The 21,417-nt window shown below is 68.4% G+C and carries 20 protein-coding genes and 1 tRNA gene; 13 read left to right on the forward strand and 8 right to left on the reverse strand.

What is annotated here, in order from left to right; genetic code table 11:
* Nucleotides 1–25: 25 nt before the first annotated feature.
* A complete protein-coding gene (gene rdgB / locus OCQ_RS06855; protein WP_014384091.1) occupies nt 26–643 on the forward strand; it encodes an RdgB/HAM1 family non-canonical purine NTP pyrophosphatase in 618 nt (205 codons plus the stop codon).
* A gap of 168 nt (nt 644–811) precedes the next feature.
* Here the strand turns inward: rdgB and OCQ_RS06860 are convergent, their stop codons facing one another.
* Nucleotides 812–1,162: a DUF3817 domain-containing protein gene (locus tag OCQ_RS06860; RefSeq protein WP_009952852.1), complete on the reverse strand. Its 351-nt coding sequence runs from the start codon at nt 1,160–1,162 to the stop codon at nt 812–814.
* Nucleotides 1,159–1,539 carry a hypothetical protein gene (locus OCQ_RS06865; RefSeq protein ID WP_026071506.1) on the reverse strand — a complete coding sequence of 127 codons (381 nt, stop codon included), beginning with the start codon at nt 1,537–1,539 and terminating at the stop codon, nt 1,159–1,161. The genes OCQ_RS06860 and OCQ_RS06865 overlap by 4 nt, the downstream gene beginning before the upstream one ends.
* A gap of 79 nt (nt 1,540–1,618) precedes the next feature.
* Here OCQ_RS06865 and OCQ_RS06870 point away from each other — a divergent pair.
* Together OCQ_RS06870 and OCQ_RS06875 are read left to right on the forward strand one after the other, a co-directional pair.
* Nucleotides 1,619–1,702 (forward strand) — tRNA-Leu (locus OCQ_RS06870).
* A gap of 92 nt (nt 1,703–1,794) precedes the next feature.
* Nucleotides 1,795–2,124: a hypothetical protein gene (locus tag OCQ_RS06875; protein ID WP_014384093.1), complete on the forward strand. Its 330-nt coding sequence runs from the start codon at nt 1,795–1,797 to the stop codon at nt 2,122–2,124.
* A 7-nt stretch (nt 2,125–2,131) separates the two neighbouring features.
* Here OCQ_RS06875 and OCQ_RS06880 read toward each other — a convergent pair whose 3' ends face one another.
* Nucleotides 2,132–2,557, reverse strand: a complete 426-nt coding sequence (locus OCQ_RS06880; protein ID WP_009952856.1) for a thiol-disulfide oxidoreductase DCC family protein — start codon at nt 2,555–2,557, stop codon at nt 2,132–2,134.
* A gap of 271 nt (nt 2,558–2,828) precedes the next feature.
* On the opposite strand from OCQ_RS06880, the gene OCQ_RS06885 reads away from it, so the two are divergent.
* From OCQ_RS06885 to OCQ_RS06895, 3 genes are all read left to right on the forward strand, one after another.
* Nucleotides 2,829–5,444: an ABC transporter ATP-binding protein/permease gene (locus tag OCQ_RS06885; RefSeq protein WP_036458564.1), complete on the forward strand. Its 2,616-nt coding sequence runs from the start codon at nt 2,829–2,831 to the stop codon at nt 5,442–5,444.
* On the forward strand, nt 5,441–7,186 hold the full coding sequence (locus OCQ_RS06890; protein ID WP_014384095.1) for an ABC transporter ATP-binding protein: 1,746 nt from the start codon (nt 5,441–5,443) through the stop codon (nt 7,184–7,186). The genes OCQ_RS06885 and OCQ_RS06890 overlap by 4 nt, the downstream gene beginning before the upstream one ends.
* Nucleotides 7,187–7,273: 87 nt before the next feature.
* Nucleotides 7,274–8,356, forward strand: coding sequence for a phosphotransferase family protein (locus tag OCQ_RS06895; RefSeq protein WP_036458479.1), 1,083 nt, complete (start codon nt 7,274–7,276; stop codon nt 8,354–8,356).
* Here OCQ_RS06895 and OCQ_RS06900 read toward each other — a convergent pair.
* The 4 genes from OCQ_RS06900 to OCQ_RS06915 all read right to left on the reverse strand — a co-directional run bounded on the left by OCQ_RS06900 (nt 8,342) and on the right by OCQ_RS06915 (nt 14,226).
* Nucleotides 8,342–11,602 carry a helix-turn-helix transcriptional regulator gene (locus OCQ_RS06900; protein ID WP_014384097.1) on the reverse strand — a complete coding sequence of 1,087 codons (3,261 nt, stop codon included), beginning with the start codon at nt 11,600–11,602 and terminating at the stop codon, nt 8,342–8,344. The genes OCQ_RS06895 and OCQ_RS06900 overlap by 15 nt on opposite strands.
* A gap of 132 nt (nt 11,603–11,734) precedes the next feature.
* Nucleotides 11,735–12,163, reverse strand: a complete 429-nt coding sequence (locus OCQ_RS06905; RefSeq protein ID WP_009952864.1) for a pyridoxamine 5'-phosphate oxidase family protein — start codon at nt 12,161–12,163, stop codon at nt 11,735–11,737.
* A 48-nt stretch (nt 12,164–12,211) separates the two neighbouring features.
* Nucleotides 12,212–13,033, reverse strand: coding sequence for a mycofactocin-coupled SDR family oxidoreductase (locus OCQ_RS06910; RefSeq protein ID WP_009952866.1), 822 nt, complete (start codon nt 13,031–13,033; stop codon nt 12,212–12,214).
* Nucleotides 13,033–14,226, reverse strand: a complete 1,194-nt coding sequence (locus OCQ_RS06915) for an acyl-CoA dehydrogenase family protein (RefSeq protein ID WP_041785419.1) — start codon at nt 14,224–14,226, stop codon at nt 13,033–13,035. The genes OCQ_RS06910 and OCQ_RS06915 overlap by 1 nt, the downstream gene beginning before the upstream one ends.
* Nucleotides 14,227–14,339: 113 nt before the next feature.
* Here OCQ_RS06915 and fabG point away from each other — a divergent pair, with 113 nt between their 5' ends.
* The 5 genes from fabG to OCQ_RS06940 are packed head-to-tail and all read left to right on the forward strand — an operon-like array spanning nt 14,340 to nt 19,419.
* A complete protein-coding gene (fabG, locus tag OCQ_RS06920; RefSeq protein WP_008254916.1) occupies nt 14,340–15,089 on the forward strand; it encodes a 3-oxoacyl-ACP reductase FabG in 750 nt (249 codons plus the stop codon).
* The gene (locus tag OCQ_RS06925) at nt 15,086–16,312 is read left to right on the forward strand and encodes an acetyl-CoA C-acetyltransferase (RefSeq protein ID WP_014384099.1); all 1,227 of its coding nucleotides are present in this window, start codon (nt 15,086–15,088) and stop codon (nt 16,310–16,312) included. Before fabG ends, OCQ_RS06925 begins: the two co-directional genes overlap by 4 nt.
* Nucleotides 16,309–17,511, forward strand: a complete 1,203-nt coding sequence (locus OCQ_RS06930) for a CoA transferase (protein WP_014384100.1) — start codon at nt 16,309–16,311, stop codon at nt 17,509–17,511. The genes OCQ_RS06925 and OCQ_RS06930 overlap by 4 nt, the downstream gene beginning before the upstream one ends.
* A 23-nt stretch (nt 17,512–17,534) precedes the next feature.
* Nucleotides 17,535–18,728, forward strand: coding sequence for an acyl-CoA dehydrogenase family protein (locus tag OCQ_RS06935; RefSeq protein ID WP_014384101.1), 1,194 nt, complete (start codon nt 17,535–17,537; stop codon nt 18,726–18,728).
* 4 nt (nt 18,729–18,732) lie between these two features.
* Nucleotides 18,733–19,419 (forward strand): GntR family transcriptional regulator, encoded by a 687-nt coding sequence (locus tag OCQ_RS06940; RefSeq protein WP_009952873.1) that lies wholly within the window; start codon nt 18,733–18,735, stop codon nt 19,417–19,419.
* Here OCQ_RS06940 and OCQ_RS06945 read toward each other — a convergent pair.
* Entirely contained in the window at nt 19,416–20,372 is a 957-nt protein-coding gene (locus OCQ_RS06945) for a GlxA family transcriptional regulator (RefSeq protein WP_014384102.1), read from the reverse strand. The two genes, OCQ_RS06940 and OCQ_RS06945, sit on opposite strands and share 4 nt — an antisense overlap.
* A gap of 75 nt (nt 20,373–20,447) precedes the next feature.
* Here OCQ_RS06945 and OCQ_RS06950 point away from each other — a divergent pair, with 75 nt between their 5' ends.
* Complete coding sequence (locus tag OCQ_RS06950) at nt 20,448–21,104, forward strand: DJ-1/PfpI family protein (RefSeq protein ID WP_009952875.1); 657 nt, start codon at nt 20,448–20,450, stop codon at nt 21,102–21,104.
* Nucleotide 21,105: 1 nt separating this feature from the next.
* A complete protein-coding gene (locus tag OCQ_RS06955; protein ID WP_014384103.1) occupies nt 21,106–21,414 on the forward strand; it encodes a hypothetical protein in 309 nt (102 codons plus the stop codon).
* The last annotated feature ends 3 nt before the right edge of the window (nt 21,415–21,417 follow it).

Raw genomic sequence — 21,417 nt, forward strand, 5'->3', positions numbered from 1 at the left:
GCCTGATGGTGACGACCCGCCGCGCTTGCACTCGTCACGCCTGCTGGTCGCCAGCCGCAACCCGAAGAAGCTGGCCGAGCTGCGCCGGGTGCTCGACGCCGCCGGTCTGACGGGCTTGACGTTGGTGTCGCTCGACGACGTCGCCCCGTTCGAGGAAGCGCCGGAGACGGGCGCGACCTTCGAGGAGAACGCGTTGGCCAAGGCGCGCGACGCGTTCACCGCGAGCGGGTTGCCAAGCGTGGCAGACGATTCCGGACTAGAGGTGGCCGCGCTCAACGGCATGCCGGGGGTGCTGTCGGCGCGCTGGTCGGGCAACCACGGCGACGACGCCGGCAACACCGCCTTGTTGCTGGCGCAAATGCGCGACGTGCCCGACGAACGGCGCGGCGCGGCGTTCGTGTCCGCCTGCGCGCTGGTGTCGGGGGCGGGCGAGGTCGTCGTCCGGGGCGAATGGCCCGGCAGCATCGCCCGGGAACCGCGCGGCGATGGCGGTTTCGGGTATGACCCCGTGTTCGTGCCCAACGGGTACGAGCGCACGGCGGCCGAGCTCAGCCCGAGCGAGAAGGACGCGGTCTCGCATCGCGGTCGCGCGCTGCAACTGCTGTTGCCGTCGCTTGAAACGCTGGCCCGGTCCGCGGGCTGAATCCCCGGCGTGCGAGGCATTCGCAACATTCGTCACACCAGTCGCGGCGCGGGGTGACAGGCGAAATGCCCACCTCCTAGCGACAACCCGGTCGTGCGCGCGCGTTGTCGCTAGGAGGTGGGCATTGCGGGTCCCGTCCCCGGCAGGGACGGGTGTGGCGGATGTGGCTTACAAGCCGAATCGGGCTTTGACGTCCCGGGTTTGGAAGTGCTCGACGATGATCCCCAACAGCGGGATCGTCCCCGACAACAGCACACCGACCGTCTTGCCGATCGGCCAGCGCACCTTGATCGCCAGGTTGAAGGCGGTCAACACGTAGATGAAATACACCCAGCCGTGGACCACTTCGATCCACCGGATCTCGTGGTCGAACGCCAGGTGCGAGACGATCTCGTAGCACAGCGCGATGAGCCACAGACCCGTCGTCCAGGCCATGATCCGGTAGCCGAGCAAGGCGGTGCGGATCTTGTCGACGGGCACGGCGGGCACTGCCCCGCCCGGGGTCTCCGGTGTGGTCATGCGGTTGTCCTCTTTTGTTTTTCGGCGTCCTGCGCGGCCAGCTCGGCCAAGTATTTGTTGTACTCCCGCAGCGCCGGGTCATCGGGTGCCTGCGGCGGGGGCGTGGGCCGGTCGGGCAGCAGACCGGCGGGGATCTCCGTCACGGCCTCGGTGCTGCGCGGCGGGGGTGGTTCCTCTTCGTAGCGCACGAATTTGCGGTAGGCGTACACGCAGAACCACGCGAACAGCGGCCACTGCAACGCATAGCCGAGGTTCTGAAACGAGCCTGAGACCGATTGGAACCTGGTCCACTGCCACCAGCCCAGGGCCAGGCAGCCGCACGCCGCGATGATCACCAAAGCGATCAGCGCGGGTCTGCGACGGTGTGTAGTGGACACCCCTTGACCGTACCGCGCGTCAATGCGCGCCCGTCGCAGACAAGTTGGACATATCGCAGGCGATACGATTGCCGGGCGCGCGGGCGTGGCGAAATTGGCAGACGCGATGGTTTTAGGTGCCATTGCTCGAAAGAGCTTGAGGGTTCGAGTCCCTCCGCCCGCACTGGTCAACATTCGAAATGAAATCTTCAGCGGGCTAAGCGTCAAACCCGTCCTGGGGGGTACATCGAACTCACAGGACACAAGGGAGACGCCATGCCCACCGGACGCGAGCCGGCACCACCCGGCGAAAACGCTTTCACCGCAGAAGATGTCGAACTCGCCGAACGCAGAGTGGCCGCGGCGTGCGAGCGCGCGGCTCGCGCGGGGCTGTCCGCGGCACGAAGCTTCGAGGAATCCGCGATCCAGCATGAGCGAGTCGCCAAAAGCCAAGACTGGGTCGTCCGACAAGGGGTGCCGCACCGCGACGTGCACCGCGAATCCGCGCTCAAGCACCGCGAAGCCGCGGCCGAGGACCGCAAGCTGGCCGAGCTCAAGCGCAGGGAATCCGAGGCGGACCTGGCGGCCGGCGCCGCCACGGACTGACGCGTTCTCAGTCCTCTACGAAGCGGGCGCGAACCTCCGGAGGCGGCAGCGGACAGCTGTCGTACTTGCCGAAGACCCGATAGCGGATGGCGGCGAACCTGTCGTAGAGCCAGTCGCGCACGGGGGTCGGAACGAGACGGGCGACCGCGAGCGCTTTCCACGGCCCGCCGAGATAATCCGCGACGCGCAACGCGGCGGCTGAGCGGACGGCCACGCGTTCCGAGGGCTGTCCGGGGTCGTCGACGAACACCACCGAGTCGACGTTGCCGATCTCGGGGTGCCGTTCGATGATCGCTTTGGCGAAGACGCTCTGCAGGGCCGCAAAGCGCAGCGGACCTGCGGGGTCGAAGCGAAGGATCGTGCGCACCGCCCGATTGCACACCCCGCAGACACCGTCGTACAGCAGGACCGGGGCCGCCGACTCACCGCTCATGTCTCCCAGGTTACTGACGCCGCGGAAGGTGGGCGGGCCCCAAGGTTGACCTATGGTAAGGCAACCCTTAGTTTGTGGGGGTAACGTACCAAGTCGTGACCGGGTGGCCGGTGATCCGCGGCGGGGTGCCGCCCGCGCGGGATCGTGGCAGGTGTCGAATTCACAGTTTGTGCGGCCCTCGCCGGCCGCACCGATCCGTGGCCTCGTGGCGGTGATCCCGCCGGATCGTCAGCTCCGTGCCGGCGCGGAGCGCCGCGAGAAAGGACCGCTAATGGCACGCGGATTCCAAGGTGTGATGTTGCGCAGCTTCGGCGCGCGCGATCACACCGCGACGGTCATCGAAACCGTCCGGATCGCACCGCACTTCGTGCGCGTGCGCATGACGTCGCCCACGCTGTTCGAAGACGTGGACGCCGAACCGGCCGCATGGCTGCGGTTCTGGTTCCCCGATCCGGACGGATCGAAGACCGAGTTTCAGCGCGCCTACACGATCTCGGAAGCCGACGTCGCGGCCGGACGCTTCGCGGTCGACATCGTGCTGCACGAGCCGGCCGGTCCGGCGTCGCAGTGGGCGCGCACCGTGCAGCCCGGCGCCACCATCGCCGTCATGGCACTGATGGGTTCGTCGCGGTTCGATATGCCCGGCGAGCAGCCGGCCGGGTATCTGCTCATCGGCGATTCGGCGTCCATCCCGGGGATGAACGGGATCATCGGCGTCGTCCCGGACGAGGTCCCGATCGAGATGTACCTCGAACAGCACGACGACAACGACACGCTGATCCCGATCGCACAGCATCCGCGGCTGCGGCTGCACTGGGTCGCCCGCCGCGACGAGAAATCGCTTGCGGCGGCGATCGAGAGCCGAGATTGGTCCGACTGGTATGCGTGGGCGACGCCGGAGGCCACGACGCTCAAGCAGGTGCGGACCCGGCTGCGCGACGAGTTCGGCTTTCCGAAATCCGAGGTGCACGCCCAGGCGTACTGGAGTGCCGGGCGGGCGATGGGCACCCGCCGCGGTGACGAGCCCGAGGGCTCCGAAAGCGTGGCGCCCACCGTCGCCCCGGAAGAGGTTGCGGCGCAACTGGAGTCGGCTCGGCAGGTTCCCGAGACGGCGCCCGCCCCGGTGTCGCGCGGAAACTGGCGCGCCCAGGCCGCGGGCCGATTGCTCGCGCCGTTGCGCTCGGCGCTGATCCTGTCGGGCCTGTTGCAGGCGGTCATCACGCTGGTGCAGCTGGCGCCGTTCGTGCTGCTGGTCGAACTCGCCCGCCTCCTGGTGTCCGGGGCGCCCGCGTCCCGGCTGTGGAACGTCGGCATCGCCGCGGTGTCGTTGCTGGGCCTGGGGGCGTTGCTGGGCGCGGCCCTCACCCTCTGGCTCCACGTCGTCGACGCGCGATTCGCCCGCGATTTGCGTACGGGATTGTTGCGCAAGCTGTCTCGGCTGCCGCTGGGCTGGTTCACCGCGCGCGGATCGGGTTCCATCAAGCAACTGCTCCAGGACGACACGCTGTCCCTGCACTACCTGGTCACCCATGCCATCCCGGACGCGGTGGCCGCGGCCGTCGCGCCGGTGGCGGTGCTCGTCTATCTGTTCGTGGTCGACTGGCGGGTGGCGCTGGTGTTGTTCGCGCCCGTCCTGGTCTACCTGGTGCTGACCTCGTCCCTGACGATTCAATCGGGCCCGCGCATCCCGCAGTCGCAGCGCTGGGCGGAGACGATGAGCGGCGAAGCCGGCGCCTACCTGGAGGGTCAGCCGGTGATCCGCGTCTTCGGTGGTGCCGCCGCATCGAGTTTCCGGCGCCGCCTGGACGAATACGTCGGCTTCCTGGTCGCCTGGCAGCGCCCACTGGCCGGCAAGAAGACCTTCATGGATCTGGTCACCCGGCCGTCGACCTTCCTGTGGCTCATCGCGACCACCGGCACCCTGCTGGTGGTCGGGGGGCGGATGGATCCGGTCAACCTGTTGCCATTCTTGTTGCTGGGAACCACCTTCGGCGCACGCCTGCTCGGGATCGCCTACGGCCTCGGCGGCATCCGCGCCGGCATGTTGGCCGCCCGGCGCCTGCAGAACACGCTCGACGAAGCCGAACTCGCCGTGCGCGATCACGGCCAAGCCCAGGGGGAGCCGACGAAGGCGGTGGTGTTCGACGACGTCAGTTTCGGCTACCGTCCGGGCGTTCCCGTGATCCACGACGTGTCGCTGACCCTGTGCCCCGGCACGGTCACAGCGCTGGTGGGGCCGTCGGGATCCGGCAAGTCGACGCTGGCCGCGTTGCTGGCACGGTTCCACGATGTCGATCAGGGCTCGATACGCGTTGGGGGACAAGATATCCGGTCGATGACCGCCGACGAGCTGTACGCCCAGGTCGGATTCGTGCTGCAGGAGACGCAGTTGGTGCACGGCACCGTGGCGGAAAACATCGCGCTGGCCGCTCCCGAAGCCACCCCGGCGCAGATCGAACAGGCGGCGCGCGAGGCGCAGATCCACGACCGGATCATGCGGCTGCCGGACGGCTACGACACCATGCTGGGCGCCGGGAGCGGCCTGTCCGGCGGGGAGCGCCAGCGCCTCACCATCGCCCGCGCGATCCTGGCCGGCACCGGCGTTCTCATCCTCGACGAGGCCACCGCGTTCGCCGATCCGGAGTCGGAATACCTTGTGCAGCAAGCGCTCAACCGGTTGACACAGGACCGCACCGTGCTGGTGATCGCGCACCGGCTGCACACCATCACCCGGGCCCACCAGATCGTCGTGCTCGACCACGGCCGCGTCGTCGAGCGCGGCACCCACGACGAGTTGCTGGCCGCCGATGGCCGGTATCGGCGCCTGTGGGAGGGCGGCCAGCGCGATGAGGTGGCCGCCGGCGCGGCCGGGGAGGGTGCCCGATGATCCGCACGTGGTTGAGCCTGGTGCCGGCGGATCGGCGCACCCGGGTCGTCGCCTACACGGTGCTGGCGTTGATCTCCGTGGTGGTGCGGGCGGTGGCCACCGTGCTGCTGGTTCCCCTGGTGGGCGCGTTGTTCAGCGAGGCCCCACACCGCGCGATGATGTGGCTGGGGTGGCTGACCGCCGCCACCGCGCTCGGCTGGGTGATCGACACCGCGACGGCGCGCATCGGCTTCAACCTGGGCTTCGCGGTGCTGGACCACAGCCAGCATGACGTGGCCGACCGACTGCCCGGTGTGCGGCTGGATTGGTTCACCGCCGAGCACACCGCGACGGCGCGGCAGGCGATCGCGGCGACGGGCCCCGAACTCGTCGGCCTCGTCGTCAACCTGCTCACGCCGTTGATCTCGGCCGTGCTGCTGCCGGCCGCCATCGCGGTCGTCCTGCTGCCGGTCTCCTGGCAACTCGGTCTGGCCGCGCTGGGCGGGCTGCCGCTGATGCTGGGCGCGCTGTGGGCGTCGGCGCGCCTGGCGCGTCGCGCCGATTCCACTGCGGCCGAGGCCAATAGCGCGCTCACCGAGCGGATCATCGAGTTCGCCCGGACCCAGCAGGCATTGCGCGCCGCGCGGCGCGTCGAACCGGCCAGGAGCATGGTCGGCGACGCGCTGGCCGCCCAACACGGCGCGACCATGCGGCTGCTCTCCATGCAGGTGCCGGGTCAGCTGCTGTACAGCCTCGCCAGCCAGCTGGCCCTGATCCTGCTGGCCGGGGCGACCACCGCGCTGACGGTGAACGGAACGCTCTCGGTGGCCGAGGCCATCGCACTGATCGTCGTCATCGTGCGCTACCTCGAGCCGTTCACCACGATCAGCGAGCTGGCGCCGGCGCTGGAGAGCACCCGCGCCACGCTCGACAACATTCGCTCGGTGCTCACCGCGCCGCTGATGAACGCGGGCGCCGCGACGCTGCCGGGCGCCACGGCCCCGCGTATCGAGTTCGACGACGTGACGTTCGGGTACCCAGCTGTCGGTGGCGCCACCGACCTGGTGCTCGACGGGGTGAGTTTCTCGTTGGAGCCGGGAAGCACAACGGCGATCGTCGGACCGTCCGGGTCGGGCAAGAGCACCATCCTGGCGCTGATCGCGGGGTTGCACGAGCCCACGCGCGGCCGGGTGCTGATCGATGGTGTCGACGCGGCGACGCTGGACGCCGAAGCCCGGCGGGCGGCGAGCAGCGTCGTGTTCCAGCATCCCTACCTGTTCCACGGGTCCATCCGCGACAACGTTTTCGCCGGGGACCCCGGCGCCGACGACGACCGGTTCGCGCGCGCGGTGGCGCTCGCCCGCGTCGACGAGCTCGTCGCACGGCTGCCCGACGGCGCCGACAGCGTCGTCGGCGAGGCCGGTTCGGCGCTCTCGGGCGGTGAACGCCAGCGGGTCAGCATCGCCCGCGCGTTGCTCAAACCCGCGCCGATACTGCTGGTAGACGAGGCGACCAGCGCTCTGGACACCGAGAACGAGGCCGCCGTGGTCGACGCGCTGACCGCCGACCCGCAATCGCGCACCCAGGTGATCGTCGCGCATCGGTTGGCGAGCATCAGCCACGCCGACCGCGTCCTGTTTCTCGACAGCGGCCAGGTGGTCGAGGATGGCACGGTCGACGAATTACTCGCTGCGGGGGGTCGTTTCGACGAATTCTGGCGCCAGCAGCACGAGGCCGCCGAATGGCGCATTCTGGCCGATTAGATCACCGCTGTTGACCGCAACTCTTGCGGTATGCCTTACAGTTGGTCAGTCGGATCGAGCTGTCCGCGGGCAGGAGGCGTGCTGGGAATGAGTGCTGTGCTGTCGTCGATACCGCGTTACCCCGGCGACGTGACCCCGGCATGGCTGTCGGCCGCGCTCAGTGGCCGCGGCGCGCCCGTCGAGGTCGCCGAGGTGGACGTGGTCGCGATCGGCACGGGACAGACCGGGGCGACCTACCGGGTGAGCGCCCGCTACGCGACGGATCCCGGTGACCTTCCGCAGACCTTCGTGATCAAGCTGCCCGCCCAGGACGACACCGTGCGCGACCGGGTGGTGATCGGCTACCGCAGCGAATGCGCGTTCTACTCCTCGGTGGTGGACCGGGTGCAGGTGCCGACCCCGCGGTGCTTCTACTCCGAGATCACCGAAGACGCAATGGATTTCGCCCTGCTGCTCGCGGATCAGGCGCCGGCGGTGCAGGGCGATCAGCTCATCGGTTGCGGCGAAGCCGAAGCGCGCCTGGCGGTTAACGCCCTCGCCGGCCTGCACGCGCCGACCTGGTGCGATCCCGCCTGGCTCGATTTCCCCGGCATCGCGTTCGGGCGCCCGGATGAGGCCGGCGCTGCCGGCATGGGCGAAGTGGCGAAGATGAGCGCCGATATCACGCTGGAGAAGCTGGGCGATCGGATGAGCGCCGAAGACCGCGATACCTTCAGCGCGGCAATGGGTGTGATCACACCGTGGCTGCTGTCCGAGTACGACCGGTTCGCCCTGCTGCACGGCGACTACCGGCTGGACAATCTGCTGTTCGACCCGGACCGGACCCGGGTCAGCGTGGTCGACTGGCAGACGCTCGGGGTGGGCCTGCCGACCCGGGATCTCGCGTACTTCACCGCAACCAGCCTCAATTCGCAGCTGCGCGCTGCCATCGAGGAGGAGCTGGTCGCCGACTACCATCGCGCGCTGACGGCCGGCGGCGTCAGCGACTACGACCGCGAAACATGTTGGCGCGATTACCGGCTCGGGGTGCTGCAGGCGCCGCTGATCTCGGCGCTGGGGTTCGCGTTCGCCGCCGCCACCGAGCGTGGCGACGACATGGTGCTGGCCATGCTCAGCCGCGGCTGCCAGGCGATCCGCGAGCTGGGCACGCTGGAGCTAGTCGAGCACTGATCGGCGGGCGGCTTCCTGAGCCAGCTGCATCCGCGACGTGAGCCCGAGTTTCGCGTAGACGTGGGTCAGGTGCGTCTGCACGGTGCGCGGGGAAATGAAGAGGCGTTCGCCGATGTCCTTGTTGCCCAGTCCCTCGGCGACGAGGCGCACGACGTCGCGTTCGGTCGGGGTCAGCGAGTCCCAGCCCGTGGGCGGGCGCTTGCGTTCACCTCGTCCGCGGCGGGCGTAGGCGATCGCCTCCTCGGTGGACAGCGCAGCGCCGGCGGCCCACGCGGCGTCGAACTCCTTGTCCGTCAAGGCGTTACGGGTCTGCTCCGATGACGCCTGGTAGTCCGCGTCGTACACCCGGAAGCGGACTATGCCGGTGCGCCGACGGACCGCATCCGCCGCGCCGAAGAGCCGTGCCGCCTCCGGGTGGCTCCCGGCAAGGTGTGCCAACTGGGCGAGGCACTCCAGCAGGTCTGGAACGAATAGGTGCGCCCGCAATTCGACCGCACGGGTCAGCGCGTCGTGGGTGTCGCGTTCGGCGTGGCCCGGTTCGTTTTCCGCCAGCGCCACACGCGCACGGGTCGTCAGCGCCTGCACCATGAACCACCCTGCACCGGACGCGATGTCCTCCTCGGCGAAGCGACGCGCGGATGTCAGGTCGCCGCGGGCCAGCGCGACCTGCGCCCAGGGCTTCGCGGTGGTGGACGCAAGCGGCCAGTCCCCGAACCGCTCGCGTGCGGTGTCGCCGGCCTCGGTGGCCGCGTCGATATCGCCGCCGGCCAGCGCCGCGTAGGCCAGCGACGAGTACACCACGCCCTCCATATACCGGCCGATCTCGGCGGCGCCGTCGAGGGCGTCACCCGCGAGGGCGCGACCTTCGTCCGGCTGTCCGGTGTGCGCCGAAACGTGGGCCAGACGCTCGCGGGCGGACACCTGCCAGATCAGGGCGTGCGTCGCGTCGGCTTCGTTCATCAATTCGCGGAGTCGCGCCGCGGCGCCTGTGACGTCACCGAACACCCATTGCGCAGCGATCAGACACCAACGGCATCCGCGTGAGTAGCCTTGGTCGCCGATCGCGTCCGCGAGGTCGCGCCCCTCGGTCGCTGCCGCCACGGCGGCGGCGGGATCACCCGTGCCGACTGTCGCCGTCAGGGCCTTGCTGTAGAGGATCTGGGCCAGTCTCCACCGGTCACCTATGGCCCGTGCCAAGTCTTCCGCCTCCGACAAATACGGTCGGGCGAGTTCCGCGTTCCACGCGGCGAGGCGACCGCAAGCCGTGAGAGTCCGCACCAGCAACGCCGGATCGTCCAGCTCGCGCGCGATCGCCAGCGAACGCTGAGCTCGCGCAAGGCTTTCCGGGTCGCGCATGTTGTCCAGGAATGCCTTGTCGGCCAGCGCCCTCGCCATCGCTCGGGGCGACACCTCGGCGCCCTGACGCTCGGCGTCCGCTAGACCCGCGTCGAGCCAGTCCGATCCCTCCCTGAGGCCGCCCCGGGTGAGCCACAGCGGCTGCAGCGACGTCGCCAGTTGCAGCGCGCCGTTGGTGTCGGAGTTCTCCCGGCTCCACGCGAAAGCGGCACGCAGGTTGTCGATCTCGGCCTGCGCTCGATCGAGGAGGAGTTCGAGCCTTTCGTCGCCCGGCGCGTCGACGGCCGCCGCCAGATCAGCGTAGTGCTCGCGGTGCCGGTCCCGAATGGCGACGACCTCGGGGCATTCGCCGAGCTTTTCCTGCGCGTACTGGCGGATCGTCTCCAGCAGCCGGTATCGCATGGGGCCGCCGGCAGATTCGGCCGTCACCAGCGACTTGTCAATGAGCAGCGCGAGCACGTCCAGCACCTGGTGAGACGCCAAATCCTGGTCGCAGACCACCTTTCGGCAAGCGTCGAGGTCGAACCCGCCCATGAAAACCCCCAGCCGGCGGAACAGGATCCGCTCGGGCTCGGTCAACAGCGCGTGTGACCAGTCCACCGAGGCGCGCAGCGTCTGCTGGCGGCGCACCGACGTCCGCGACCCGCCCGTCAGCAACCGGAACCGGTCCTGCAGGCCGGCCAGAATCTCGTGCGGCGACAGCGCACGGACGCGCGCCGCCGCCAGCTCGATCGCCAGCGGCATGCCGTCGAGGCGACGGCAGATCTCGTATACCGCGGTCGCGTTGTCGTCGTCGACGGTGAAGCCGGGGCGCGCATTGCTCGCGCGGTCGGCGAACAGCCGCGTGGCGTCGTCGTCGAACGACAGGGACGGCACCCGCCACGTCACCTCGCCGCTCACGCCGATCGGCTCGCGGCTCGTCGCCAGCACCGTCAGTCGCGGGCAACCCCCCAATAGCGCACCGGTAAGTCCCGCACTGGCGTCCAGCACGTGCTCGCAGTTGTCGAGCACCACGAGCATGTGGCGGTCGCCGACGAACTGCAGCAGGCATTTCTCCGGGGATCGCCCCGGCTGATCCGGCAGCCCCAGCGCCCGGGCGGTGGTAATGGGCACCAGGTCGGCGTCGGCGAGGGGAGCCAGGTCCACGTACCAGATTCCGTCGGCGTAGTCGGCGGCGACCGAGGCCGCGATCTGCACCGCCAGCCGGGTCTTGCCCGCACCGCCGGCGCCCGTCAACGTCACGAACCTGTGCTGCGCGAGAAGACCTCGCACCTCGCGCATTTCGGCGTCGCGACCCACAAAGCTGGTCAGTTGTGCGGGAAGGCGCTGAGAGACAACGGATTCGCGGTGTCGAAGGGGCGGAAATTCGTTGCGGAGGTCGGGATGGCACAGCTGCACAACCCGCTCCGGCCGCGGCAAATCCCGCAGCGCGTGGATGCCGAGGTCGTTCAACCACGCCCCGTCGGCGAGCGTGTCGGCAACCAGATCGCCGGTGGTACCCGATAACACCGTTTGGCCGCCATGCGCGAGCTCGCGGAGTCGCGCCGTCCGGTTGATGGCCGGCCCCACGTAGTTGTTCTCGTCGCGCAACTGAACCTCGCCGGTGTGCACCCCGATCCGCAGCCGCAGCGGCGCCAGCGGCGCCCGTTGCAATGCGAGCGCGCACGCCACCGCGTCCGACGCGCGGCTGAAGGCTATGACGAAGCTGTCACCCTCACCCTGCTCGACCGGACGGATTCCGTGATGCGCCCCGACCAACCGGGCGAGTGTTTGGTCCAGCTTCGCGATCGCCGCGGTCATCTCCCGCGGCTGGGAGTCCCATAGCTGCGTCGAACCCTGGACGTCGGCCAGCAGCAGTGTCACGGTGCCGGTCGGCAGGGGCTCGTTCATGCCTTCGCCTACGCCCAGGTCGCTCCATTCCAAGGGTGGCGTGCCCGCCCGAGGATCGATTTTGCTCATGCTAGCCAGCATGGGTTGGCCGCATGCGGCAAAACATCGGCGTATGCGCGTATATCTCCGCGCTTATAGGTCGCCGGTGAAGTCGGCGCTCAGCCAGCGGTCGGGCCGGATGGTGAACAGCACCTCCTCGACGCCCTCCATGCTGCGGACGAACGCGCGCCCACCTTCCTCGCCGAGGTAGCGAATGGCGATTGCTTCCTGCAAGTCGGCCGGGGCCGGCTTCGTGGTTTCGACGACGCTGCCCTCGACCACCACGTACTGGTACGGCGGCTCCTCGCGCTGGACGACGAGCGTCACCACCCCGGCCCGCTCGATGAGCCGCGCCTTGCGGCTGGACGCGCCGGTCATGATCCGGACGTTGCCGCCCGGCGTGTAGTCGTACCAGATCGGGACGCTGGCCGGCGGCCGGCCGTCGGTGGCCGCGACGGACAGGACGCCGACGTGCTTCGCGGCCAGGAACTCTTGGCGTTCGGTCTCGGTGAAGGCTTTCATGTGGCCTGAAAGCGCGGACGTCGGCGATCTATTCCCGCCGCGCTGAGCTCAATACTGCGTCGAGCCCTGATCGACCGGGATCTGCGCGGCGGTGACCTTGCGGGACTCGTCGCTGGCCAGCCAGCACACGGTGTCGGCGATCTCCTCGGGTTCGGCGACCCAGTCGGGCAGGAACGGCGTGAGGACGTGCGACAGCTGCGGGTTGGTTTCCATCGTCTTGCCCACCGCCGTGACCATGTCGCCCGAACCCATCGGGGTGTTCACCGGACCGGGGTGGACGCTGTTGACCCGGATGGAATGCTTACCCAACTCGGCGGCGAAGGCGCGCGCCAGGCCGGTGACGGCGTGCTTGCTGGCGGTGTAGTGAATCATGAACGGCTGCATCTTCATACCGGCCGCGGAACTGATCAGGATGATGGAGCCGCCGCGGCCGCCCTCGATGATCTTGTCCGCCCCGGCCATCACGGTGTTCCACGTTCCGGTGACGTTGATGTCCATGACGTCGCGAAAGTCTTCCGGTGTGATGTCGTCCCATGCCTGCGGCGCCGCAACCCCGGCGTTGGCGACGATGATGTCCAACCGGCCCAGCGCGGCGACACCGTCCGCGACGACCCTTCGCAGTCCGTCGAAGTCACGCGTGTCCACCACCGACGCGATGATGCGACGGTTCGTTTCCTCGACCAGGCGAACGGTCTCGCTCAGGTCGTCCGGGCTCGCCGGGTCGTAGGGAACGCAGGACGGAAGCTTGCCGGCGATATCGACGGCGATGATGTCCGCGCCTTCGGAGGCCATGCGCACCGCGTGCGCCCGGCCCTGGCCGCGCGCCGCGCCGGTAATCAATGCCACTTTTCCGGCAAGCCTGCCTGCCATTAACGCTCCTTCGTTGTGGTGGTCCGCGCCGCCGCCTTGACCAGATTCGATCCGATGATCAGGCGCTGAATCTCGCTGGTGCCCTCGTAGAGCCGCAGCAGGCGCACGTCGCGGTAAATGCGTTCGACCGCAACGCCTCGCATGTAGCCGCTGCCGCCGTGGATTTGCACCGCGAGATCTGCGACATTGCCGGCCATTTCGGTGCAAAACAGCTTGGCCGCCGACGGCGCGATCCTGCGGTCCTGATCGGTGACCCACAGCCGCGCGGCGTCCCGCACCAGCGCGCGGCCGGCCATCACGCCGGCCTGCTGGTCGGCGAGCATCGCCTGCACCAACTGGAAGCTTCCGATCTCCGCCCCGCCCTGCGTCGCCGTGGCGGCATACGCGACGGATTCGTCGAGCGCGCGTTGGGCGGCGCCCACGGCGAGCGCGGCGATGTGCACCCGGCCGCGGGCCAGTGAGGTCATGGCCGCGCGGTACCCGATGTCTTCGCTGCCGCCGATCAGTGCGGCGTCGTCCACCCGGACGTCGTCGAAGGCGACGTCGGCGGTCCACGCGCCTTCCTGGCCCATCTTGGCGTCCTTGGCGCCCACCTGCACGCCGGCGGCATCGGCCGGCACCAAAAAGACCGCGATCCCGGGTCCCTTGTCGTCGGCCGGCCGGGTGCGGGCGAACACCACGAAAAGGTTGGCGACGGGCGCGTTGGTGATGAAGCGCTTCTGCCCGGAGATCACCCAATTGTCGCCGTCGCGAACGGCTTTGGTGCGCAGGCCGGCGGGGTTGGATCCGGCGCCGGGTTCGGTCAGCGCGAAGGACGCGACGACGTCGCCGGACGCGATCGACTCCAACCAGCGCGATTTCTGTTCGTCGGTGCCGAACCCGACCAGAACCTGTCCGGCGATGCCGTTGTTGGTGCCGAACATCGACCGCAGTGCCAGCGACGTGTAGCCCAGCTCCATCGCCAACTCGACGTCTTGCATCAGGTTGAGGCCGAGGCCGCCCCACTCCTGGGGGATCGCGTAGCCGAACAGGCCCATCCGCTTGGCCTCGTCGCGCAGGTCGTCGGGGACACGATCCTCGTCGAGGATCTCCTGCTCGCGGGGGGCCACCGCGCTGCGCACGAATTGCCTTGTCTGAGCCAGGATCTCGCGGAAGTCCTCGTCGGAGACTTCGGCGATTTCGGCGGTGGCCATCGGCTCCACGCTCCTCTCCCGATCCGGGGCACCCCGGTTCAGGGGAGGATCCTATATCAAATATGATATTTGCCTGATGGGTGCCCGATGGCGGCGATAACAGAGAAGGATGTGTGATCCAGGTGGCGTTGTTGGCAGGTCAGACCGCAGTAATCACCGGCGGAGCGCAAGGACTCGGTCTGGCCATCGCGGAGCGCTTCGTCGCCGAGGGGGCGCGGGTCGTGCTCGGTGACGTCAATCTCGAGGAGACCCAGGTGGTGGCCAAGCAGCTGGGCGGTGACGACGTCGCGATCGCGGTCCGCTGCGATGTCACCCAGTCCTCCGACGTCGAGACGCTGATCCAGACCGCGGTCGAGCGGTTCGGCGGCCTGGACATCATGGTCAACAACGCCGGGATCACCCGGGACGCGACGATGCGCAAGATGACCGAGGAGCAGTTCGATCAGGTCATCAACGTCCACCTGAAGGGAACCTGGAACGGCACCCGGCTGGCCGCCGCCATCATGCGGGAAAACAAGCGCGGCGCCATCATCAACATGTCCTCGGTGTCGGGGAAGGTCGGCATGGTCGGCCAGACCAACTACTCGGCGGCCAAGGCCGGCATCGTCGGCATGACCAAGGCGGCCGCCAAAGAGCTGGCGTATCTGGGCGTCCGGGTCAACGCGATCGCCCCCGGTTTGATCCGGTCGGCGATGACGGAGGCCATGCCGCAGCGCATTTGGGATTCGAAGGTGGCCGAGGTGCCGATGGGCCGGGCCGGTGAGCCCAGCGAAGTCGCCAGCGTGGCCCTGTTCCTGGCTTCCGACCTGTCGTCGTATATGACCGGCACCGTCATGGAAATCACCGGCGGCCGACACCTGTGAGCGGGGTCCGTGAAACCGTCATCTGTGAGCCGGTGCGGACGCCGATCGGCCGCTACGGCGGAATGTTCAAGGCGCTCAGCGCCGTCGACCTCGGTGTCACCGCCCTGAAGGGTCTGCTCGAGCGAACCGGGCTGGCGGCCGACGCCGTGCAAGACGTCATCCTCGGCCACTGCTATCCCAACAGCGATGCGCCGGCGATCGGGCGCGTGGTCGCGCTGGATTCCGGCCTGCCGGTGACGGTTCCGGGCATGCAGGTCGACCGGCGTTGCGGGTCGGGCCTGCAGGCGGTGATCCAGGCCTGCCTGCAGGTCGGCCATGGCGACCACGATCTCGTCGTCGCCGGGGGTTGCGAGAGCATGAGCAACGTCGCCTTCTATTCGACCGATATGCGCTGGGGCGGGGCTCGCGGCGGCGTGCGGGTGCACGACGGGTTGGCGCGGGGACGCACGACCGCCGGCGGACGGCACTACCCGGTGCCGGGTGGAATGCTGGAGACGGCCGAGAATCTGCGCCGCCAGTACGGGATTTCGCGCGAGGAACAAGACGAGCTGGCGGTGCGGTCGCATCAGCGCGCGGTGGCCGCGCAGAAGGACGGCGTCCTCGCCGAGGAGATCGTTCCGGTTGCCGTCCCCACGCGCAGCGGCGAGGAAGTCATCGACGCCGACGAACACCCGCGCGCGGACACGTCGGTGGAGTCGCTGAGCAAGCTCAAACCCGTTCTGCTGAAAGACGACCCGGAGGCGACGGTCACGGCCGGCAACTCCAGCGGGCAGAACGACGCGGCGTCCATGTGCGTGGTGACCACGCCGGAGAGGGCCGACGCGTACGGCCTGAAGCCGTTGGTGCGCCTGGTGTCCTGGGGGGTGGCGGGGGTGGCGCCCAACGTCATGGGCATCGGGCCGGTCCCCGCGACGGAGGTGGCGCTGTCCAAGGCGGGCCTGCAGCTCTCCGACATCGACCTCATCGAGCTCAACGAAGCCTTTGCCGCGCAAGCGCTCGCGGTGATGCGGGAATGGAATTTCGGTGCGGCCGACCATGAGCGGACCAATGTGCACGGTTCGGGAATCTCGCTGGGCCACCCGGTGGGGGCGACGGGCGGACGGATGCTGGCCACGCTGGCGCGCGAGCTCAATCGGCGGCAGGCGCGCTACGGGCTGGAGACCATGTGCATCGGCGGCGGGCAGGGGCTTGCCGCCGTCTTCGAACGGGTCGCATCGAGATGACCGACCCCGGGCTGCCTCTGGACGGCCTCACCGTTGTCGAGGTGTCCAGCTTCGTCGCCGCGCCGCTGTGCGGAATGACCCTGAATCAGCTTGGCGCAGAGGTGATCCGGGTCGACCCTATCGGTGGTGCGTCCGACGTGCAACGCTGGCCGCTGTCGGCGGACGGTACGTCGATCTATTGGACGGGCCTGAACAAGGGAAAGCGTTCGGCCACCATCGATCTGCGCTCCGAAGGCGGCCAGGCACTGGTCCAGCGCCTGATCGTCGAGGGTGACGGCATCGTCGTGACCAACGCGGCCGGGCTGTCCTGGCTGAGCCACGACGTCCTGGCGGCCGAGCGCCCCGACGTCATCCACGTCCAGTTACTCGGGCGCGGTGACGGTTCCACCGGCGTGGATTACACGGTCAACGCCGGCCTGGGCTATCCACTCGTCACGGGCCCGGCCGATCATGCCGGTCCGATCAATCACGTCCTGCCGGCCTGGGACGTGTGCTGCGGACTGTACGCCGCGCTGTCCGTCGTCACCGCCGTCCATCGCCGCGACAAGTCCGGGGCGGGGACGCGGATCAGCCTGGCGTTGGAGGACGTCGCGCTGGCCACCGCCGCCAACCTGGGGTTGCTCACCGAACCTCAGGTCAACGGGACGCAACGCGAACGGCTGGGCAACGCCATCTACGGCCAGTACGGGCAGGACTTCACCAGTCGCGACGGCGGCCGGTTCATGGTCGTCGCCCTGACCAAGCGGCACTTCCGCGATCTGGTCGAGGTCACCGGCACCCAGGACGCTGTGTCGGCACTTGCCGAGGCGCTCGGGGTGGACTTCGGGTCCGAAGGCGACCGGTACCGGTACCAGGACGTGCTGACCGGGTTGTTCGCCACCTGGTTCAACGATCACAGCGCCGACGAGGTCACCGCCGCGCTGTCGAATACCACGGTGCTGTTCGAACGCTACCGCACCTTTGCCGAGGTCGCGGCGGGACCGAAAGTCACTGACAATCCGCTGTTTTCGCGGTTGCGGCAACCGGGCCTCGGCGACTACTTCGCGCCGGGCCTACCGGCGGCGTTCGACGGGATCCATCCCGCCAGCGCGCCGGCGCCCGCCTTGGGACAAGACACCGCCGAGATCCTTCAGCGGTTGCTGGGGCTGACCACCGCCGACGTCGAGCGCCTGACGGACGCCAAGACCATCGCGGGCTGAGCAGCCGGAAGGAAACACAGCACATGACCAAACTCGCCCAGACGCTCGGGCTGACCGAAGTCCAGACCGAAATCATCGCCACCGTCCGGCAATTCGTCGAAAAGGAAGTCATCCCCAACGCGGTTGAACTCGAACGCGCCGACACCTACCCGCAGGCCATCGTCGACCAGCTGCGCGACATGGGTCTGTTCGGGCTGATGATCCCCGAGGAATATGGCGGCCTGGGCGAATCACTGCTGACCTACGCCCTGTGCGTCGAAGAGCTTGCGCGCGGGTGGATGAGCGTGTCCGGGGTGCTCAACACCCATTTCATCGTGGCGTACATGCTGCGCCAGCACGGCACCGACGAGCAGAAGCAACGCTTCCTGCCGCGCATGGCGGCCGGCGAGACGCGTGGCGCCTTCTCGATGTCGGAGCCGGAGCTGGGCTCGGACGTCGCCGCGATCCGGACCCGGGCCCGACGCAACGACGACGGCACCTACACGATCGATGGCCAGAAGATGTGGCTGACCAACGGCGCCACCGCGACGCTGGTGGCAACGCTGGTGCGCACGGACGAGGGCTCGGACAAGCCGCACCGCAACCTGACCGCCTTCCTGGTCGAGAAGCCGGTCGGCTTCGGCGAAGTCGTTCCGGGCCTGCGTATTCCGGGCAAGATCGACAAGCTGGGCTACAAGGGCATCGAAACCACCGAGATGATTTTCGACGGCTACCAGGCCGGCGCCGATGACGTCCTCGGCGGGGCGACGGGGCAGGGCTTTTTCCAGATGATGGACGGCATCGAGGTCGGCCGCGTCAACGTGTCGGCGCGGGCTTGTGGCGTCGGGCTTCGCGCTTTCGAGCTTGCGGTGCGTTACGCGCAACAACGCGAGACGTTCGGCAAGCCGATCGCCGAGCATCAGGCCATCGCGTTCCAGCTGGCCGAGATGGCGACCAAAGTCGAAGCGGCGCACCTGATGATGGTGAACGCGGCGCGGCTGAAGGACTCGGGGGAGCGCAATGACGTCGCCGCCGGGATGGCCAAGTACCTGTGCAGCGAGTACTGCGCCGAGGTCACCCAGCAGAGCTTCCGGATCCACGGCAGCTATGGCTATTCCAAGGAATACGAGATCGAGCGGCTGATGCGCGACGCGCCGTTCCTGCTGATCGGCGAGGGCACCAGCGAAATCCAGAAGAACATCATCAGCAAGCGACTGCTCGCCGAATATCGGGTGTGACACGATGAGCGTTCCGGATTTCGCTGCGCGGCCGCAACTTTCCGAGGACGTTGCGCGCTTGATCCGCAGCAGGATATTCGATGGCACGTACGCCGCCGACTCGTACGTCCGGCTGGATCAATTGGCAGCGGAGTTGGGCATCAGTGTCACGCCGGTGCGCGAGGCGCTGTTCGCGCTGCGCGCCGAGGGTTTGATCGCCCAACAGCCGCGCCGGGGTTTCGTGGTGCTGCCGGTCACCGGACGCGATGTCACCGACGTGGCGAACGTGCAGGCGCACGTCGGCGGCGAGCTGGCCGCGCGGGCCGCGCTCAACATCACCGACGATCAGCTACGCGAGCTCAAAGAGATCCAGGCGCAGTTGGAGAATGCCTATGCCGGTGACGAGCATGAGCACACCGTCGGCCTGAACCACGAATTTCACCGGGCCATCAACATCGCCGCCGATTCGCCCAAGCTGGCGCAACTGATGTCGCAAATCACCCGCTACGCACCCGAATCGGTGTTTCCCGCCATCGAGGGCTGGCCCGAGCAGTCGATGAGGGACCATCGTCGGATCTTGTCCGCGCTGAAAAAGCGTGACGGCGAGCTGGCGCGCGCGGCGATGTCGGAGCATCTCGCCGCCGGCGCGGTCCCGTTGATCGACCACCTCATCGCGCGCGGGGTGGTGACTGGCGGGGACGGATCGCCCTAGCTGGTACCGTCGCCGCCATGGTGGCGAAAGGTGTGCCGATAACTCTGCGGCGGCACGCCGGCCACCCGGCGAAACTGCTCACGGAAATTCGTTGTCGACGCGAAACCCACTTGACGCGCGATCTTTTCGATGCTGTCGGAGGTTCTCTCCAACAGTTGCTGCGCGTGCCTGATCCGGACGTTGTTGACCCATTGCATCGGCGTCTGGCCCGTCTCGTGCTTGAACCGGCGATTGAGCGTCCGCTCGCTACTGGCCGCCCGGCGCGCAATGTCGCGCAACGCCAGCGGCCGGTGCGCGTTGTTCTCGATCCACACCAGTAACTCATCGAGTTCGGTGCTGGACATGCGGCGGTTTCGGATGATGAATTGCGCCTGGCCACCGCTGCGGTGCAGCGGGGTGACGGCCAGGCGGGCGGCATCGGCCGCCGCGGCCGACCCATAATCGCGGGCGACCAGGTGCAGGCACAGGTCAAGTCCCGCAGACGCTCCGGCCGAGGTGAGGATCTGGCCTTCGTCGATGTAGAGCGCGTCGGCGTCGACCCTTACGGCCGGGTAGGTCGCCGTCAGCAGTTCGGCCGCCAACCAGTGCGTGGCCGCCCGCTTGCCGTCCAGGATTCCCGCGGCGGCCAAGGTGAAGGCGCCGCTACAGATCGATGCGATCCGAATGCCCTTTTCGTACGCGGACTTCAGCGCGACGATCACGTCGTCGCGAACCGGTGCCGCGGCGTCGTTTCGGCCCGGCACCACGATGGTGTCGGCATCGCCGAGCTCAGCCAAGCCGTAGTCCGTCGCGATCCGGATCGGTCCCGCTGTAACGACGGGTTCGCAGCCACACACGCGCACTCGGTAGCCCGGCGCGCCGTCCTCGAAGAAGACCCGGCCGAACACCTCAATCGCAATGGCAAGGTCGAACGCGATGGCATCGGGCTCAGCCAGGATCGCGACAGCATGCATGGGTTGGCAATATACCGGCGCAACGTGGCAATCCAGCCACTGTTCTCCGGTGCGGCGATGGGTGACCATAGCCGGGTGCATGCGCAAATCGTGTTGTACGACGGGTTCGACCCGTTCGACGTCATCGCTCCGTTCGAAGTCCTGGCCGCCGGTGCCGAGATGGTCGCGGGCGACCTAGCGGTGACGTTGGTGGCGGCCGAGGGGCCCCGCGCCGTGATCAGCGGTACCCGCGGGCTGGCGCTGGCCGCCACCGCCGCGATCGATCCGGCTGATCGCGGCTGGGTGATCGTGCCCGGTGCCAGCGGACCGACCGTCGGGGATCCCGACGACGGTGTCGACACCATCCCGGTGGTCTTGGCCCGGGCGGCCCAGACCGCGCTGACCCCGCTGTTACACAAGGCCGCTGCCAACCCGGAGGTGATTCTGGCGGGGGTGTGTGGCGGCTCGATCATCATGGCGATGTCCGGACTGATCGAAGGCCGCCACGCGGTCACGCATCATCTGGGGTTGGAGCTACTCGAGGCCGCAGGTGTGCATCCGGTCGCGGCCCGTGTCGTCGACGATGGAGATCTGATTACGGCGGGGGGCGTGACGTCGGGCCTCGATCTCGCACTGCATCTGCTTGATCGTGGCTATGGTCCTCGAGTCGCGCACGCTGTCGAGCAACTCTTCGAATACGAACGGCGGGGCACGGTATGGCGACCGGTGGGCCGGGAACCGCTGGAGGTTTAGGGTGAGCATCCAGGGCGACTGGGACGTGACGATCGAGACCCCGATCGGCACGCTGGCAGTCCTGTACGCGTTCACCGAGTTGCGCGGTGGGCTGACGGGCACCGCGACGTACAGGGACGAAACGGTTGCGTTGCAAGACTTTACGAGCGAGTCGACCGAGGGTGGTACCCGGCTGCGGTGGCGACAGGCGGTGACCAAGCCGATGCGGCTGAATCTGGCCTTTGACGTGCTCGTCACGGGTGACGTTCTGAGCGGTCACTCGCGTGCCGGTCGGCTACCGAAGTCGGCGGTATCCGGAGCTCGTCGGTAGGCA

Source organism: Mycobacterium paraintracellulare (assembly GCF_000276825.1).
Classification (GTDB): Bacteria; Actinomycetota; Actinomycetes; order Mycobacteriales; family Mycobacteriaceae; genus Mycobacterium; species Mycobacterium intracellulare.